The 16,792-nt window shown below is 53.7% G+C and carries 13 protein-coding genes; all 13 read left to right on the plus strand.

Annotation, left to right across the window (positions count from 1 at the left end; genetic code table 11):
• The first annotated feature begins 8 nt into the window (after positions 1 to 8).
• Positions 9 to 1,532 (plus strand): lysine--tRNA ligase, encoded by a 1,524-nt coding sequence (gene lysS, locus VLE72_00520; protein HSX14381.1) that lies wholly within the window; start codon positions 9 to 11, stop codon positions 1,530 to 1,532.
• Between the two features lie 54 nt (positions 1,533 to 1,586).
• Positions 1,587 to 2,813, plus strand: a complete 1,227-nt coding sequence (serS, locus tag VLE72_00525) for a serine--tRNA ligase (GenBank protein HSX14382.1) — start codon at positions 1,587 to 1,589, stop codon at positions 2,811 to 2,813.
• Positions 2,810 to 3,187: a ribosome-associated translation inhibitor RaiA gene (raiA, locus tag VLE72_00530; protein ID HSX14383.1), complete on the plus strand. Its 378-nt coding sequence runs from the start codon at positions 2,810 to 2,812 to the stop codon at positions 3,185 to 3,187. The genes serS and raiA overlap by 4 nt, the downstream gene beginning before the upstream one ends.
• Positions 3,188 to 3,211: 24 nt before the next feature.
• Positions 3,212 to 5,896 carry a preprotein translocase subunit SecA gene (gene secA / locus VLE72_00535; protein HSX14384.1) on the plus strand — a complete coding sequence of 895 codons (2,685 nt, stop codon included), beginning with the start codon at positions 3,212 to 3,214 and terminating at the stop codon, positions 5,894 to 5,896.
• Positions 5,897 to 6,349: 453 nt separating this feature from the next.
• The gene (locus tag VLE72_00540) at positions 6,350 to 7,366 is read left to right on the plus strand and encodes a hypothetical protein (GenBank protein ID HSX14385.1); all 1,017 of its coding nucleotides are present in this window, start codon (positions 6,350 to 6,352) and stop codon (positions 7,364 to 7,366) included.
• A 2-nt stretch (positions 7,367 to 7,368) separates the two neighbouring features.
• Positions 7,369 to 8,340 (plus strand): hypothetical protein, encoded by a 972-nt coding sequence (locus tag VLE72_00545; GenBank protein ID HSX14386.1) that lies wholly within the window; start codon positions 7,369 to 7,371, stop codon positions 8,338 to 8,340.
• Positions 8,341 to 8,400: 60 nt separating this feature from the next.
• On the plus strand, positions 8,401 to 9,954 hold the full coding sequence (locus VLE72_00550; GenBank protein HSX14387.1) for a hypothetical protein: 1,554 nt from the start codon (positions 8,401 to 8,403) through the stop codon (positions 9,952 to 9,954).
• Positions 9,955 to 10,133: 179 nt separating this feature from the next.
• The gene (locus tag VLE72_00555; GenBank protein HSX14388.1) at positions 10,134 to 11,279 is read left to right on the plus strand and encodes a hypothetical protein; all 1,146 of its coding nucleotides are present in this window, start codon (positions 10,134 to 10,136) and stop codon (positions 11,277 to 11,279) included.
• 142 nt (positions 11,280 to 11,421) lie between these two features.
• Positions 11,422 to 12,543 carry a peptide chain release factor 2 gene (gene prfB / locus VLE72_00560; protein ID HSX14389.1) on the plus strand — a complete coding sequence of 374 codons (1,122 nt, stop codon included), beginning with the start codon at positions 11,422 to 11,424 and terminating at the stop codon, positions 12,541 to 12,543.
• Positions 12,544 to 12,982: 439 nt separating this feature from the next.
• On the plus strand, positions 12,983 to 13,663 hold the full coding sequence (ftsE, locus tag VLE72_00565) for a cell division ATP-binding protein FtsE (protein HSX14390.1): 681 nt from the start codon (positions 12,983 to 12,985) through the stop codon (positions 13,661 to 13,663).
• A gap of 139 nt (positions 13,664 to 13,802) precedes the next feature.
• Positions 13,803 to 14,717 (plus strand): permease-like cell division protein FtsX, encoded by a 915-nt coding sequence (locus tag VLE72_00570; GenBank protein HSX14391.1) that lies wholly within the window; start codon positions 13,803 to 13,805, stop codon positions 14,715 to 14,717.
• A 101-nt stretch (positions 14,718 to 14,818) separates the two neighbouring features.
• Positions 14,819 to 15,904, plus strand: coding sequence for a CHAP domain-containing protein (locus VLE72_00575; protein ID HSX14392.1), 1,086 nt, complete (start codon positions 14,819 to 14,821; stop codon positions 15,902 to 15,904).
• A 22-nt stretch (positions 15,905 to 15,926) separates the two neighbouring features.
• Positions 15,927 to 16,792, plus strand: an 866-nt coding sequence (locus tag VLE72_00580) for a S41 family peptidase (GenBank protein HSX14393.1), incomplete at its 3' end; no start/stop codon positions are given.

Here is a 16,792-nt window from a genome sequence, read left to right on the forward strand (position 1 = left end):
TACTGGTTATGACTGATCAACCCGTAAGCAAATACTGGCTCGATTTGGCGGCTGAGGCCATTGGGCAACAGTTTCCAACTGGCGACATCGTCATCTCTAGCGGGATTTCGCCGTCGGCTTCGTATCATATTGGCCACTTTCGCGAGATCCTAACGGCCGATGCTCTGGCTTGGGCGCTCAGGCAGGCTGGGCGGAAGGTGCGCCACCTCCACGTGGTTGATAACTTTGATCCATTACGCAAACGTTATGACTTTTTGCCGCCCGAATTCGAAAATTACGTTGGCCAGCCAATCTGTTTGATCCCGGATCCGATTGGTGATTGCCATCCAACTTACGCCGAGCACTTCTTCCAAGAATTCATTGGTTACGCCCGAACTATGGGGATTACTGAAATCGAAATCATTCACTCTTACGAGGATCTTTACAAATCCGGCCGCATGGCCAAACGAATCGAGCAGGTACTGTCTCAGGCCGATCAAGTCAGAACCATTTTTACTCAGACCAACCGGTCTCTGCCACCAGATTGGACGCCGGTTCAGGTTATGGATGAAAACAACATCTTCTCGAATGCCGATGCCAAAGATTGGGATCAAAAGCAGCAGACCATAGCCGGCGTGCCCTATGATGCTGGCCGGGTCAAATTGAACTGGCGTTTGGATTGGCCAGCCCGCTGGGCCGAGCTGGGCGTGATGGTCGAGCCCTTTAGTGCTCAAGAACATGGTGCGGCCGGTGGATCTTACGATACGGGGGTGGAGTTCGCTCGCCAGATCTTTGATATCACCCCGCCGATCCCAGGGGCTCGTTATGCCAATATCCACTTAATTGGCGATACCAAAAAAATGAGTTCATCCAAAGGCAATTTGATTACCCCAAAGGAGGCGCTTGAAGTCATGCCGCCGGAAATTTTGCGTTATTTTGTGGTGCGATCCAGGCCGGAGCGGACACTTTACTTTGATCCGGGCTTGGGGCTGTTCAAACTAATCGATGAGTTTTCGCAAATTCAGAGCGGTCAAAACCAAGAGTTCAAGGAAGCTTATCAATTTGCTGTGGGTGTTCAAACCGAGCAGGTGATCACCAGCGTGCCGTTCAATCACCTGGTTACGGCCTATCAAACCACCAGTGGCAACAAAACCGAAATCCTAGCCATTCTGGCACGCAGCGGCTGGCAGCCTAGTGCGGCTGAGGGCAAGGTAATCGATAAAGAATTGGCCTACGTCAAAAATTGGTTGGCCAAATATGCCCCAGCCGAAGTTAAGTTTGAGGTTCAAGCTAAGTTACCAAAAGTTAACCTGACCGAGCCTCAAAAGGCCTTTTTAGCCAAATTGGCCGACCGGATCGCAGATCAAAAACAGCCTGATGCTCAGGCCATCCACGATGCTATCTATGAAGCCAAGGGCGAACTTGCACCAGTGGAGGCTTTTCAAACCCTCTATCAAGTTATCCTCGGCCAAGACCATGGCCCCCGGGCTGGTTGGTTTCTGGCCAGCTTAGAGCACGATTGGTTACTCAAACGCTTGCGACTTGAGGCCTAAATCTCTTTCCTCCAACATTTATTTCAAGCCCAATATCACCTATACTAATCCTTAATGGTTGATATCAAACATCTCAGAGCCCACCCGGACGATTATCAGACCTCAGCCGATTTGCGTGGCCTGAAGATTGATACCAAAAAGCTAATAGCCCAAGACGATAAGCGCCTAAAGTTGCTGGCTGAGGTTGAAGCCTGGCGGGCGGAGCTAAACGTTAAGGGTAAGCCGACGCCCGCTGAACTGAAAAAATTACAGCAAACCAAGGAACGATTGGAGGGCGGGGAGTCTGAGCTGGCCAAAGTTCGAGCCGAGGTAGAGGCCATGCTAGCCGACGTACCGAATTTGCTAGCACCGGATACCCCCAAGGGGGGAGAAGAAGCTAATCGCGAGGAGAAGCGTTGGGGTGAGGCCAAAGCTAGTTCGAGCGCCAAAGACCACGTCAGTCTGGCCCAAAGCCAGGGTTGGCTCGATTTTGAGCGGGCCGCCAAAACCAGCGGCAATAAGTTTTATTTCCTAAAGGGCCCAGCGGTGCGGCTGGAAATGGCTGTGCTCAAGTTGGTCATGGATCTGCTCGAAGCCCAAAACTTTACTTTGATAAGCCCACCTCATTTAGTAAATAGCCGGGTGGCGGCCGGTACCGGCTTTTTACCTAGGGGGGAAGAGCGCCAAGTTTATAAGATTGAAGACGAGGATCTTTATTTAATTGCTACTGCCGAACTGCCGCTGACGGGTTATCACGCCGATGAGATCTTGGACCCAACCAAGCTGCCGCTAAAGTACGCGGGCTTAAGCCCATCGTATCGGCGCGAGGCCGGGGCCTACGGTAAACACAGCCACGGGCTCTACCGCGTCCATCAGTTCGATAAGCTGGAGATGTATATTTTCTGTGCGCCTGAGGATAGCCATGAGTGGCTGAAGCGATTGGTGGCAATCGAAGAAGAAATTTGCCAACAGCTCGAAATCCCGTACCGCCTAACCCGGACGGCCGCCGGTGATATGGGCGCGCCGCACTATCAAAAATACGATCTGGAATATTGGAGCCCGGTTGATAATAAATATTTGGAACTAACCAGTGCTAGTAATTGTACCGACTTTCAAGCCCGGCGCTTGAACATTCGCACCCGCACAGATGAAGCCAAAACAACCTACGTTCACACCCTCAATGCCACTGCCATGGCCTACTCTCGGATCTTCATCGCCCTAATCGAAAACCATCAAAACGCCAGCGGGGAAGTTAATATCCCCCAGGCGCTGAGGCCATACTTTGGAGCTAGCACCCTATGATTAAGCTGCACATTACCAGTAAAAACTATGATTTGGGCGACGACGTGGTGGCCTATGTTGAGCGCAAGATTGGGCGCCTTGATCGCTATTTACCCAGAAACAGCCGTGATCTAAGCGGTCAGGTGATTCTTGAATTGGACCCGAGCGGGCGCGAGGATAATAAGTTTGTTTGTGAGGCGATTATTGAACTGCCGGGCCCTAATGCCCATGCCAAGGAGGCGACCCTTAATATTTATGCCGCGATTGACATCGTTGAGGCCAAACTCAAGGTTCAAATACGAAAGTATAAAGACAAACACTCTGGGTCGCGTTTGCGCCGTTCCAAAGATAACCTGCAGCGGCTGTTCAACCGCGGACGGGAGCCTGGGGAGTAGTCGCTCACAGATCTAAATGGTACAATGGCTGCCTGGAGAGCCATGGCAGTTAACCTAAAAGTCTTAAATAAATTGATGGGCGATCCCAACGCCCGTGAAATTAAGCGTTTACAGACCAAAGTTGATCTGATAAACGCTCAAGAAGCCGCCGCCCAGAAGTTATCGGATAAAGCTCTGAAGGATCGCACAGCCGAGCTCAAGCAAGCGGTTCAGGACAAGCCTCAGGCTTTGGACAGCTTCTTGCCCGAGGCCTTTGCGCTGGCGCGCGAGGCGGCTCAGCGTTCGATCGGCCAACGCCATTTTGATGTTCAGCTGATGGGTGGGGTGGTTATGCACGAGGGTAAAATTGCCGAAATGCGCACCGGTGAAGGTAAAACCTTGGTGGCAACCTTGCCGGTTTATTTGAACGCCCTCGAGGGCAAAGGCGTGCACGTCGTGACCGTTAACGACTACCTGGCCCGCCGTGACGCCGGTTGGATGGGGCAGGTTTATCACGCTCTCGGGATGTCGACGGGTGTGATAATAAGTGATCAAGGGCAGCCGGCCGGCTACCTCTACGACCCGGAGTATGATTCCAAAGAACACATCGATGAGCGCTTAAATCACCTGCGGCCAGTTAGTCGACAGGAAGCCTACCGGGCCGATATTACTTATGGGACTAACAACGAATTTGGCTTCGACTACTTGCGCGATAATATGGTCGATGATCTAGGCAAAATGGTTCAGCGCCAGCTGCATTATGCCATCGTCGACGAGGTCGATTCGATCCTAATTGATGAGGCTAGGACACCTTTAATTATTTCGGCCCCGGCCGAGGATAGCACTGATAAATACTATCAGTTCGCCAAGATTGCGCGCGGGCTCAAGGCTGAGGATCATTACATCATCGATGAAAAGATGCGAGCGGTTAGTTTAACCGATGATGGCATTGCGGCAATCGAGCGCATCTTGGGAGTTGATAACGTTTATGAGGCTGGCCGCATCGATGAGGTTCACCACATCGAGCAAGCCTTGAAGGCCGAAGCCATCTTTAAACGAGATCGCGACTACGTGGTGCGCGAGGGTGAGGTCATCATTGTCGATGAATTCACTGGTCGCTTGATGTACGGCCGGCGTTATAGCGAGGGGCTGCATCAAGCTATTGAAGCCAAAGAGGGCGTTAAAATCCAGCAGGAATCGCTAACGCTTGCCACTATTACTTTCCAGAACTACTTTCGCTTATTCACGAAATTAGCCGGTATGACCGGTACCGCTGCCACCGAGGCCGAGGAATTCGGCAAGATCTACGCTCTCGAAGTCACCAGCATCCCGACCCACCAGCCAATGGTCCGCCGCGATCTGGCCGATCGGATTTACAAAACCGAATTGGGTAAGTTTGGGGCTGTGGCTGCTGACGTCAAAGAGCGGCATCAAAAGGGCCAACCGGTGCTACTCGGTACCGTCTCGATTGAAAAAAACGAGCTCATGAGCCAGATTTTAAACTCCCAGGGCGTACCCCACAAACTCCTTAACGCCAAAAATAATGAGGAAGAAGCCCAAATTATTGCCGAAGCCGGACACAAAGGGGCCGTGACGCTCGCCACCAATATTGCTGGTCGCGGTACCGATATTGTGCTAGGTGAAGGCGTGGCGGGTCTCGGCGGCTTGCACGTCTTAGGCACTGAGCGCCATGAATCGCGCCGTATCGATAACCAGCTGCGCGGCCGTGGTGGCCGCCAAGGCGATCCAGGCTCGAGCCAATTTTACGTTTCGCTGGAAGATGATCTGATGCGCATCTTCGGTGGCGAACGCATTGCCAGTATGATGACGACTCTGGGGGTCGATGAGCACACCCCGATCGAAAATAGCATTGTATCGCGTTCGATCGAGAGTGCTCAAAAGAAGGTCGAAGGCCACAACTTTGATATTCGCAAGCAATTAGTCGAATACGACGACGTCATGAATCGACATCGCGAGGTCATGTACGCCCGCCGTCGGGCTGCGCTGGAAAACCAAAACTTGCGCCCTGAAGTCGAACGGATGCTAGGCGAAGAGTTTCAGGCTATTCTAACGGCTCACACCGACGTTCGAACCCAAGTCATTGAAGAAGCCAAAGTCTTGGATGTGCTGGGGGCCCTGATGCCGCTCGATCAAGCCATTGTCGATAAACTACATAAGGCGCATCACTCCGAGTGGGTGGGGGAGCTCGCAACCTATGCCAAGACCCTCTACGATCAGCGCGAAGCGCAGTTTTCGCCCGAGCATATGCGGATATTGGAGCGGCTGACTTATTTACGGATTCTTGATGGGCTCTGGATTGAGCATCTGGAGGCCATGGACGGCCTGCGTGAGGGCATTGGCCTGCGCGCCATTGGTCAGCGCGAGCCACTGGTCGAATACAAGCGTGAGGGCTTTAAACTGTTTCAGCAGCTACTTAATTTATTAGAGAAGGAAATGGCTGCGACCATTTTTAAAGTTTCAATTACGGCGCGGCCCAACCACGACCACGACCATGATCACGCCGAACCACCAGCACCCGGTCCGGTCGAGACGGTTCTAACCAAAGCTGCTGCCAGCGCCCAAACCTCGACCTCAAGTGAGCCCATTAAGGCCAAACCCAAGCAACGCGACCACAAGACCAAAGTCGGCCGTAATGATCTCTGCCCCTGTGGCAGCGGGCTAAAGTACAAAAAATGTGGCATGATCAACGCCCCACAGCACCGGGGCTAATTGGCATAATGCCCAATAATTATTGTAATGCTTATAATTTAGCATAAAAATCATTGACAAATCCTCCATAGAGTGGTATGTTTAATTATCACCCTAACCAGGGACGATCTGTGAGGTGGCAGTTTTGTTGCTTTGGCAGATTGCTTTGTTTAGGCGGCCCTTGAAAGCTGAATAGTCAAAGGTCATTAAGACCATAAAACCAAAACTACAAAAGCTTGCTTGCGAGCAGGTTTCTGCATGCGCTTGTCTGCCGCCCAGGCAACGCATGTAGGCTTCTGCTCGCATAGCGAGCAACTAAGAACAGTATCGCCCTCGTTCGTTAGGGGGCTGGACAAGGTTTCGCCGCAGGGCGGAGAAGGCGCTTGCGCCTAGAAAATAACGCCCTGCAGGGCGGAATGTTGATCAGCCATTCAGGCTCACTTGTGAACCTGTACCGAACGAAAGAGAGAGAACATGCCGAAGCGTCAAGTCAGGACTGTGGCCAAGGGCCTCAAGCTTGACGATCCCAACGAATTGCTCGCAGTCCTCGTGGCCGCGGGTCTCGCGAAGGAAGGTGCAAAGGACACGGCACAGGTGGATGAAGCTCAGGCTCAAGCGGCCTGGGAAGCGTCTATCGCTGTTGGTCCTTCGGGCGATTCGTCCGTTCAGCCCACCGTAGAGGTGACTGCGAACGATCTCGTCGAAGAGTTCAGGAGTACGTCACTGAAGGACTTCACCACGGCCTATCTGGCCGAGGTAGCACCCGATCTTCCGCGCATCAAGCGCAAAGGTGAGATGGTTGTCCCAAAGACCACAGCGATCCCGCCAGAAAGGCTGGCGAGCTTGCGCGAGCTTCTCGTTTGGCTGTCTGCCTGCCAGCAGGTCGTCGACGAGGACATCGAGAACCTCAACTCCTGGACAGCCCCCTCAGCCGAGGATCTGCTCCGCATGCTTTACAGCGGGCTGGATCAGATCTCCTACACGGGAATTTGTGGTCACGAAGTCGAGCAGAGCATCGCCAACTACACCGAGCGTTACGACTCCATGATGGAGGGGAACTCTCGGTTATCGGTGCTGCTCAGGCTTTGCAGCAAGTGCCGCGCTGATCGCGTGTCGCTGCTGCAGCTTGGTCCCGGAGCCGCAAACTTCGAGTCCATCTGCGACTTCTGCGACGGACCGACGTTTGCCGGACGGGATCCGGCCGCATCGTTCGCGCAGAGCCGGGGAGACATTTGGGAGAACTTCATCTCTCAGATTTTCCCGGTCTACTTCTTGCCGACCCGACTTGGCCCTCGTCATCCCATGCGTCACTATCGCCATGTTGCAATAATGGCGAAGGCACGCGGAGATTTCGAGAGCTGGGAAAAGCTTTTCCGGGCTGAGATAGCTTCAATCGTCTCAGCTCACCCTGAGATGGGTGCGGAGCTCAAGGCCGGAATGAACAAAACCATCCACGACAAGCGCGTGGATCTCGGACTCGAGGAGGCATAGAAATGTCGAGCGATGACGTCCAGCGCCTGCTGGAACAAGCCAGGACCAATGCCGACGTCGGAGCGACTGCCCGCGCGGTAGGAGCTACGGAGCCGGCAACGCCAACCGACCTGGTGCTGACGCTGGAGGATTCCGGCGATGGCTACCAGGTCATTCGAATCGGTGATCCGGGCGATCCGGATGAGCACTACTTGTTGTTCTGGCCGGGTAGCGGAGGCACCGCGAACCGCGACCGCTGGATCGACCTGGTACGGGTGTACGGCACACACGGTGCACTCGAGGCTCTCGAAGATGGGCGGACCAACGGTGTTGACCCTCTCCCTCCATTGGGGGACGGCACCAGTGCAGCAACCCCGCCGGCAGGTCCGTACGATTGGGCCGCAGCCGGTACAGCAACTCCGCCGGCGGCACCGCTGCCGGCTACACCATCCACGCCGGCTCCAACCGGTGCGAGTTCCGGCTCGTTGCCGGGAGGAGGAAAGACCATGTCCACCGTCAAGACCTCGGCCGAGCTCAAGGCCGAGAGGAAAGCGAAGGTGTCGTCCACCGAGAGCGATGAGCTCCAGGCGGCGCACTTCCGCATCGACATCCGCCAGGCTGGCGGGGACCAGACCGAGATCGAGGCCATCAAGGCGCAGATCAAGGCCGACTACCCCCAGCTGGTGTCGATCATGCCCGACGTCTTCGGCGTCGAGTCTGTCACGTGGGCTGCGTCCAACGGGGTCAACCCGTCGGCAACTACACCGGCCGTCACGGACGATTCGATCATCCGCACTGTCGGCAAGTACTCGGTCCGCAAGGGCTCGGGCAACCTGCTCGAGATCTGGGTCGAGGACAACGGTGTGTGGAGCGACAGCGGCCACAGCTTCCCCGACCAGGCGGAGTACGAGCTCGAGCTCAAGAAGCACGACTTCGTCAAGGCCGTCGAACGCCAGCTCAAGGGCAGGGGTGTTCTGAGCTGGCTCAGCAACTAGCCCAACCGACCGGTCCCGGGGCACCTGCCCCGAGACCCCAACCCCGCGAGGGGAGGGAACATGCACGTATTCACCGGCATCAGTACGGTGTTTGGGTGCCTGGTAGTGGTCGGCTTGCTGGCTGCGATCCTGTTGCACTGGACACCCCTGAAGCCCTCGATGGTCATCCTGACGGCGATCACGGCCTGGGTCACACTGATGTGGCTCGTCGGCAGTTCGGCGGATTGGTGGCTGTTCACGCACTACGCCCTAGGCTGGGTGGTGCTCAGTTGGCTGCTGCTCATAGTGGCCTTCGTCATCACCTTCATCGGCCACTGGTTGTGGTTGCGTCCGGTGTTCGTCCTGTTGTTGCTCATCCCGTTGATCTTCTATGGGGTCAGCAACTTCGACATCCACCACGGCCACGGCACCGCCACGGCCGACGGTTACCAACCGACATCTACCACCGAGGCTCCGAAGGCCAGCACCAAACCGCCAACGTTGCCAAAGGGCTTCGTGGCGGTACGGGGAACAACCTGCACCAAGGGGTACGCCTCGACCGGCTACTGGTTGACATCCGGCTTCGTCATCTGCACGAGCGGCGCGACGTTGGTCCTGGCCAGCCCGGCGGGCAAGTGCCCCCAGGGGTACAAGCCGGGAGCGACGTTCCCGGCCACCAGCCGGAAGCGCTGCTTCTACAACGGGACGCGATTGAGCCAGGCCGAACGGAACCGCGTCATCAGGCGGAGCCTGATGGCCTTCGGTTTCAAGCCCGGTCAAATCAAGACCGGCGCCGCTGCCGACTTGAATGGTGCGCCTCAGGAGCGCGGCATCGCCGCCTTCACGCACCAGACCATCATGGTCAAGCCGCAGTTGGTCGCCTACGTCAACGGCTCCTCTCCGGAGTCGATGGCCACGCGACAACGGCTGCAGCAGTGCCTGGCGCCGATGCCGGGTGAGTTCCAACGGGCGTTGAACGGTGAGGGTTACACCCTCGTCAAGTTCACCGTTCCTGTGGAAATCCAGGGCACGACCTACTACAACCAGGCCACGCACCAAGTGCTGACGGCTGATGGATGGCGTACGGTTGGCGCTAACGACGGTTACTGGGTCTTCCAGACCCGGAACGGCACGTTGGTTCCATGCGCGATTGTGCGAGCCGACTGCGGCAACTCTCGCGTTACGGCCATTCGGCCGGTCCCACCGAACGAGGCTTCGCCTCCGCCGTCGGTGGAGGTACCGCCGAAGAAGAACTGCGCCATCGTGGATCCCGACCCTCAGACCGCACCAACGTGCGGTAGCAACATGAGCGGGCCTGACCAGCAGCCGGTGCAGGAGCATCACCAAGCCCACGTACCCGGGTACAATCCGGGTGGCTTGGAGAACATCCAGGCAATCCAACCGGTTGGGTCACCAAACCCAGCGCAACCGATTGCCCACTCCCCAGCCGGCAACAACTCCGGTTCAACCACCGGGGGCTCGGCTGGTGCCGACACCACTACCGGTCAGGTCCAGGGCCCCGCGCCCGACCAGAGCGGTGGCACACACGGTACCGACCAGAATTCGGAAGGTACCGGCCAGAACAGTTCCGGCAGCCCTACAGTATGCAGCGGGGATCCAACCGCTAGCTGCTGAGGACACAATCGACGAGGAGGCTCGACCTTGGGAGAAATCCTAGGGCCGGCCCCTCGCCGAAACATTTCATGATCTTTGACTATTCAGCTTGATGGGCGCAAGAAGCGTTCCTTGATAACCAGCGCATCAACATCACTTAAGAATTTCTTGATGGCTTAACGGCCGAAAGGAGGTTTGCTATGCAAATAGTCAAACGATTTGCGATGGCGCTTAGTGTGCTGGGTATCGTGGCCATGCCATATACCGCTACAGCTGCTAATGTCACCATCGAAAGTACCACCCAGGTAGCCAATCAGACTGCCGGTGATACTCAATACAAAGATAGCGTTGCTGCTAAAGTTGACGACGTGGTTAAGGTCCAAGTTTGGTACCACAACCGCCAGGAAGCTGACAGTGGCCTAGTCGCTAACAATCTAAAAGTCAAAATTAACATTCCGACTAATCCTGGTACTAACCAAACGATTACCGGAACCGTTTCCAGCGATAATTCCAATACCGTAACCGATACTGCTGGGGTAACGCTGTCGCTAGCCAACGCTCACCTGGAATATATTCCCGGTAGCGCTTACTGGCGCCACAACGTTGGTGATAACACCAACATTAACTACCAAACCCAACATATCAGTGACAACGTTGTTGGTGGGGGAGTAGTTCTAGAGAACCTCAAGCCATGCTTCAACTTTGAAGCCACCGTTACGGTCATGGCGCGGGTGGTCGCAAATGGTGTTTCAATCACCAAGCAAGTTCGCAAAGTCGGTGATACCACCTGGCACACCGATATCAACGCTAACGCTGGGGATACGGTTGAATACCTTATTACCTTTAAAAACGAAGGTAACACGGTATTGAACAATGTCATCGTGGGCGACAACCTGCCGCCTCACGAAACTTACGTTAACGGTACCACCATGCTGAAGAACGGAGCCAACCCCAATGGGATCAAGATTACCAACGACAATATCGCCAACGGCGGCATTAACGTCGGTAACTATACTCCGGGTGCCGTCGGTTACGTTTGGTTCCAAGTTAAAGTTGGGACCGATCTAAGCGACGGTTGCCACGCTTTGCAGAATGTCGGTTTGGTCCGGCCGCAGGGTATGAACGAGTTCTTCAATACCGCAACAGTTAATGTTTGCGTGAAGACTCCGCCTACCACCCCTCCAACTCCGACCACTCCTCAGACACCCCAAAGCAACTTACCGCAAACCGGTAGCGAGAGCGCTCTAGCTGGTGTGACGAGCACTGGTGTACTAGGTTACGCCGTGCACGCCTACCGCAAGAGTAAGCGCTCGTTGGTTGATGCGCTCAAAAACATCAAGCGCTAAACAAAAGCGCCAACGCTTCAAGTGATGCCCAATTGCGGGCCTTCGGGCCCGTAACTTGGCGCATCGTTAGCCGTAAGGCTAGCGAACCAATTAAGACCCTATCCGGGTCTTTTTTGGTTCAAAGCGTTATAATAATCAGGTTATGGCCGAAGCCAGCGACATCGCAAAACAAGCAGGGGAGCTCCAAAGCCGGATCGAAGAGGCGATGGGGCTATTAGATGTGCCTGGCGATAGGAAACATTTGGAAGAGCTAGAAAGCCAAGCCGGGGCCCAAGATTTTTGGAATGATTCGGCTAAAGCTACCGCTGTGACGAAAGAATTAGCCCACCTGCGCCGGCATATTGAGAGCTGGCAGGATTTGGCTAGGGAAGTCCAGGACCTGGCCGAACTGGCTCAGTTGCAGGCGGCTGAAACCACACCGGATCATACAGCGCTAGGGGAACTAGCCAATCACCTCAAACGTTTAGAAGCCGAATACGACAACCGTGAAACGGAGTTAAAGCTGGCCGGACCTTACGATAAAAGCTCGGCACTTCTTTCGATTTATGCCGGCACCGGCGGTACCGACGCCCAAGATTGGGCTCAAATGCTGGAGCGCATGTATTTGCGCTACGCCGAAAAGGCTGATTTTAGTACTGAAATTTTAGATCGCTCAGCCGGGGAAGAGGCGGGACTCAAAAGTGTCACTATGGAAGTAAACGGACCATTTGCCTTCGGGTACTTACGGAGCGAAAAGGGGGTTCATCGGCTAGTGCGCCTGAGCCCCTTTAACTCCGATAACTTGCGTCAAACCTCGTTTGCTCTAGTTGATGTCATTCCCCAAATTGACTTACCTGAATCAGTCGAAATTGACCCCAAAGATTTGCGGATCGATGTTTACCGCAGTGGTGGACATGGCGGCCAATCGGTTAACACCACCGACTCAGCCGTACGCATTACCCACTTGCCAACCGGCACGGTCGTAGCTATCCAAAATGAGCGCTCGCAGTTGCAAAACAAGGATAAGGCCATGGCTGTACTCAAGAGCCGCTTGGCGGTGCTGATGGCTGAGCAACACGAGGAAAAGCTCTCGGCCATCCGCGGAGCTGTCCAAAGTGCCGATTGGGGTTCGCAGATCCGCTCCTACGTCCTGCATCCGTATAGTAAAGTTAAGGATCATCGGACCGAGGTGGAGACTAGTGATACACAAGGTGTTTTGGATGGCGACATCGATCAATTCATTCAAGCCTACTTGAAGTCCCAGCTAGGGGAGAGCCAGAAATAAGCAGCTTCCCCCAGCCCATTTTTTGTGTAAGCATACATCTCATCAGTAGGCTACGTTCTAATTTCTTTCCCCACCAATTTTTTGTGTAAGCTCTTATTTCTTACCCCTGTAATACGTTCTATTGCTGTCGATACAAAAAAATTGGTGGGGTAGGTTTCTTTTCTAGATCATCGAGAGCAGATTGCTCATGGGTGTACTCCCACTATCTATTTCTTCGCAATCTGCTGTCTGGAAAAAGATAATGGTCGTTCGGCCTAAACAAACTGTCTCCCCAAGGTCTTACTAGACCTTTTATTAATCCAAGCATCCAGCCAGTTTGAGAGGCCGAACGACAAAGACGCAGGGCAGAGGGTGCGGGAGTAGGAAAAGTGGGAGCGGGAGACGAGGGTAGCGTCACACCTAAAGAACAGCTAACCTACAGGTATGATAAAATACCTTGGTGATACTGTTTGACCGCGTAACCAAAGTTTATGCTAATAATTCGGTGGCTTTAAGCGGCCTAAACTTACACATTCAACCCAAAGAATTTGTTACAATTGTTGGTTCCAGCGGGGCCGGAAAGTCGACTTTAATAAAATTACTGACCCGTGAGGAAATCCAAACTTCCGGCAAAATCATTGTCGGTGGCGTTGATTACGATACCATCCCAGCTCGCAACATCCCGCACTTGCGCCGCCGCATTGGCGTAGTCTTCCAAGATTTTAAACTGTTACCCGCCCGCAACGTTTTTGAAAACGTGGCCTTTGCTTTGGAAGTTGGCGGGGTCCGCAACCGCGAAATTAAACGTGCCGTGCCCAAGGTCCTGCAACTAGTCGGGTTAACTTCAAAGCGCGACAATTTCCCTAAGGAACTCTCCGGCGGAGAGCGCCAGCGGACTGCCATCGCCCGGGCCTTAGTTAGACAACCCAAGATCTTAATTGCCGATGAACCAACTGGCAACCTTGATCCCAAAAACGCCTGGGAAATCATCGAGCTCCTTATAAAAATCAACAAGTTTGGAACTACTGTTTTACTCACCACCCACAACAAAGAAATCGTTAATGCTCTAAAGCGGCGGGTTATTACCATTAACCGCGGTCGAATCATCAAAGACGAGCAACAGGGGAGGTACGCTTTATGAAACTATTTGACCGATCATGCCAGCGTCAGCTCTGCGTTTCTCCTTCAACGTACAACTTTAGTACGCCTCAGGTGGGATACTCGAGCTTCCTTGGCCTGAAGCAGCCAAATCGCTTCATAACCAGAATCGGGGTTAGTCTATGATCACGTTCTGGCGGATCTCCCAGGACGGTTTTCGGAACTTTTTGCGCAATGCTTGGTTGAGCGTGGCGGCTACGGCCGTTATGACGGTGACCCTTGTGCTGATGACGTTCTCCTATATTTCTAACTCAGCGCTTAGTTCAACTATCAAAAGCGTGACCGATAAAATTGATGTCTCGGTTTATTTGCTCAGTACCACCACCCAAGACCAAGTCAATGATTTTGAGCACGCCCTACTAGCCAGCCCCAATGTGGCGAGCGTTAATTACGTCACTCAAGCCCAAGCCGTGGCGAATTACCGCGAAGAGAATAAAACCAAACCCGAACTTCTAAAAGCCCTGGATGTGGCTGGCAGTGCCTTGCCGCCTTCAATTCAAATTAAGGCCAAAAATACTCAAAGATTAGATGATATTGCGGCCATCGTCGATCAATCCAAATTCAAAGCCCTACAAGACCCAAGTGCACCGCCGAGTTATTCCGGATCCAGAAAGACTACCATTGATCGAATCGTCCACTTTAGTAATTTCTTCCAAAGAACCAGTTTGCTGGCTAGTATTGGCTTCGTTGTGATTTCGATTTTGATCATATTTAATACCATTCGCATGGCCATTTTTACTAGGCGAGAGGAGATCGAAATTATGAAGTTGGTGGGAGCTACCAGCTGGTTTATTCGCGGTCCATTTTTGATCGAAGCCAGCCTCTATGGGCTGATTGCAGCCGCTTTGGCCCTGCTGTTTTGCTATGGTCTGCTCTTGGGCGGGGCGAGCAAGCTGGGCTCCTACATTGATATTTCGCACACGGTAGCGGTTTTTCGGCATTACCCAGCAGTCGTGGTCCTAGCCGAAATTGTGGCTGGGATCTTGATTGGGGCAACTTCTAGTTTGCTAGCCATGGCCCGCTACCTTAAGCTCTAGAGGTTTGACTAAAGCAGTCCCAACCGGTAAAATAGTTTGTGCCTGGGAGGGTACAACAACTGATTAGAGACATTCGAAGACGCTTTAGACATAAGATATTAGTGGGGCTATCTCTCGGAGCCGTCTTATTTTGTTTTACCGGTGCGGCGGCGGCCACTGACCTAAACGCCCAAATTGCGGCCCTCAAAGCCGAAGCTGCTGCCCAGCAGGCCCAAGCTGCTCAACTGCAGGGCACGGCTAATGATTATCAAAGTCGAGTCAACCAACTGCAGCTGCAGATTGCGGCCCTGCAAACCCAAATCGCCCTAAATCAAGCTCAATACAACCAAGTTTCGGCCGCCATTGCCGATAACGAAGCTAAACTGGCTGATGCCAAAACGGCCCTCGGTGCTGATCTTAAATCGATGTATGTTTCCAGTAGCGAAACACCGCTGGAGATGCTGGTTTCAAGTAATAATTTAAGCGACTACTTTAACCAACAGCAATACCAAGACAGCATTAAAGACAAGATCCAAGGTGCCGTCACTACGATTCTGAAGTTGCAGGACGAGTTGCATTCTCAACAGCAGTCCATTGCTGGTATTCTAAGTAGCTTGCACTCCCAACAACAACAATTGAATGCTAGCCGCGCCGAGGCCCAAGCCCTACTCAATACAGCTCAGCAAAACGTGGCGGCGGCCAATCAGCAAGTTAGAAGCACTAATTCTGAACTAGCTCAAAAACAAGCCGAGCAAGCAGCCCTGCTGGCAGCATCATCCAGCAGTTTCAATGGCACTATTCCGGGCGCCTCCAGCGGTAGCGGCGGGGCCTGCGACAATGGTCATGGCAACGGTGGTTACCCGATGCTCTGGTGCAACGCCTATCAAGACAGCATCCAAACGCCCTCTGGTTACAACCGGGAATGTGTATCCTGGGCCGGTTGGCGTTGGCATCAGTTCGGTCACCCTATGGTCAACTGGGGTAACGCTAACACCTGGGACGATAACGCTAGAGCGGCTGGCTACACCGTCAACTCATCGCCGGCGGTTGGGGCCATTGCCCAAACCAACGCTGGACCTTTTGGTCATGTCGCCATTGTCGAAGCCGTAATGGGCGGTAATGTGGTGGTCAGTGAAATGAATTATGATAGTAATGGGCATTACCGTTTGGGCTCCTATCCGAGTGGGTATTTCCAGTACATCCATTAAATTTGGGACTAATGACTAACTATTGAAGAAACAATTTCAGTTTAATCTGACCCAGATCGCCGCCGCCGCGGCGGTTTGTTTGGTTCTTGGTGCCGGTATCGGAGCCAAGAACCCTAGTTGGCACTGGGGGAGGGTGGCATCAAACCAGCCCGACTTCACAAGCCTTAGCAGCCTCTATGACACTTTGCAAAAGAAGTTTGATGGCACGCTTGATCCGAATAAGATCTTGGAAGGTGCCAGAGCTGGATTAGTTGGAGCCACTGGTGATCCCTACACGTCTTACTTAACGGCCGAAGAAGCTAGGCAACTCCAAGATAGTTTGGACGGCACTATTTCTGGCATTGGCATTGAGATTGGCATCAAGAATAATCATCTAACCGTGATTGCACCAGTTGCCGGCACCCCAGCCGATAAAGCCGGACTAGCCGCAGGCGATATTATTGCCGCTATCGACGGAGCCGATAGCTCTCAGTTGTCGCTTGATCAAGCCGTTAGCAAAATTCGTGGCGCCAAGGGCACTCAAGTTAAACTGACTATCATCCATGGCTCGCAAGCCTCTCGCGACGTCACAATTACCCGCGATGTCATTACCGTCTCCAGCGTTAAATCCGAAATCAAGCCCGGCAATATCGGCTACATCCAGGTAACTCAGTTTGGTAGCGACACCGCCAGCGCCTTTGCGGCCGCTGCCGCCAAAATGAAACAGGCCGGGGTTAATAAAATCATTCTCGACTTGCGTAGCGACCCAGGCGGCTATTTGGATGCGGCTCAAAGTCTGGCCAGCCACTTCTTGCCGAGTGGACAGGGCATAGTCCAGGAGCGGCGCGGTTCGACTGTGACCGAAACCCTGCGTTCAACTGGCGGGGATCTGGAGGACGTGAAGTTAGT

This window comes from Candidatus Saccharimonadales bacterium (assembly GCA_035480635.1).
Classification (GTDB): Bacteria; Patescibacteriota; Saccharimonadia; order UBA4664; family DATIHN01; genus DATIHN01.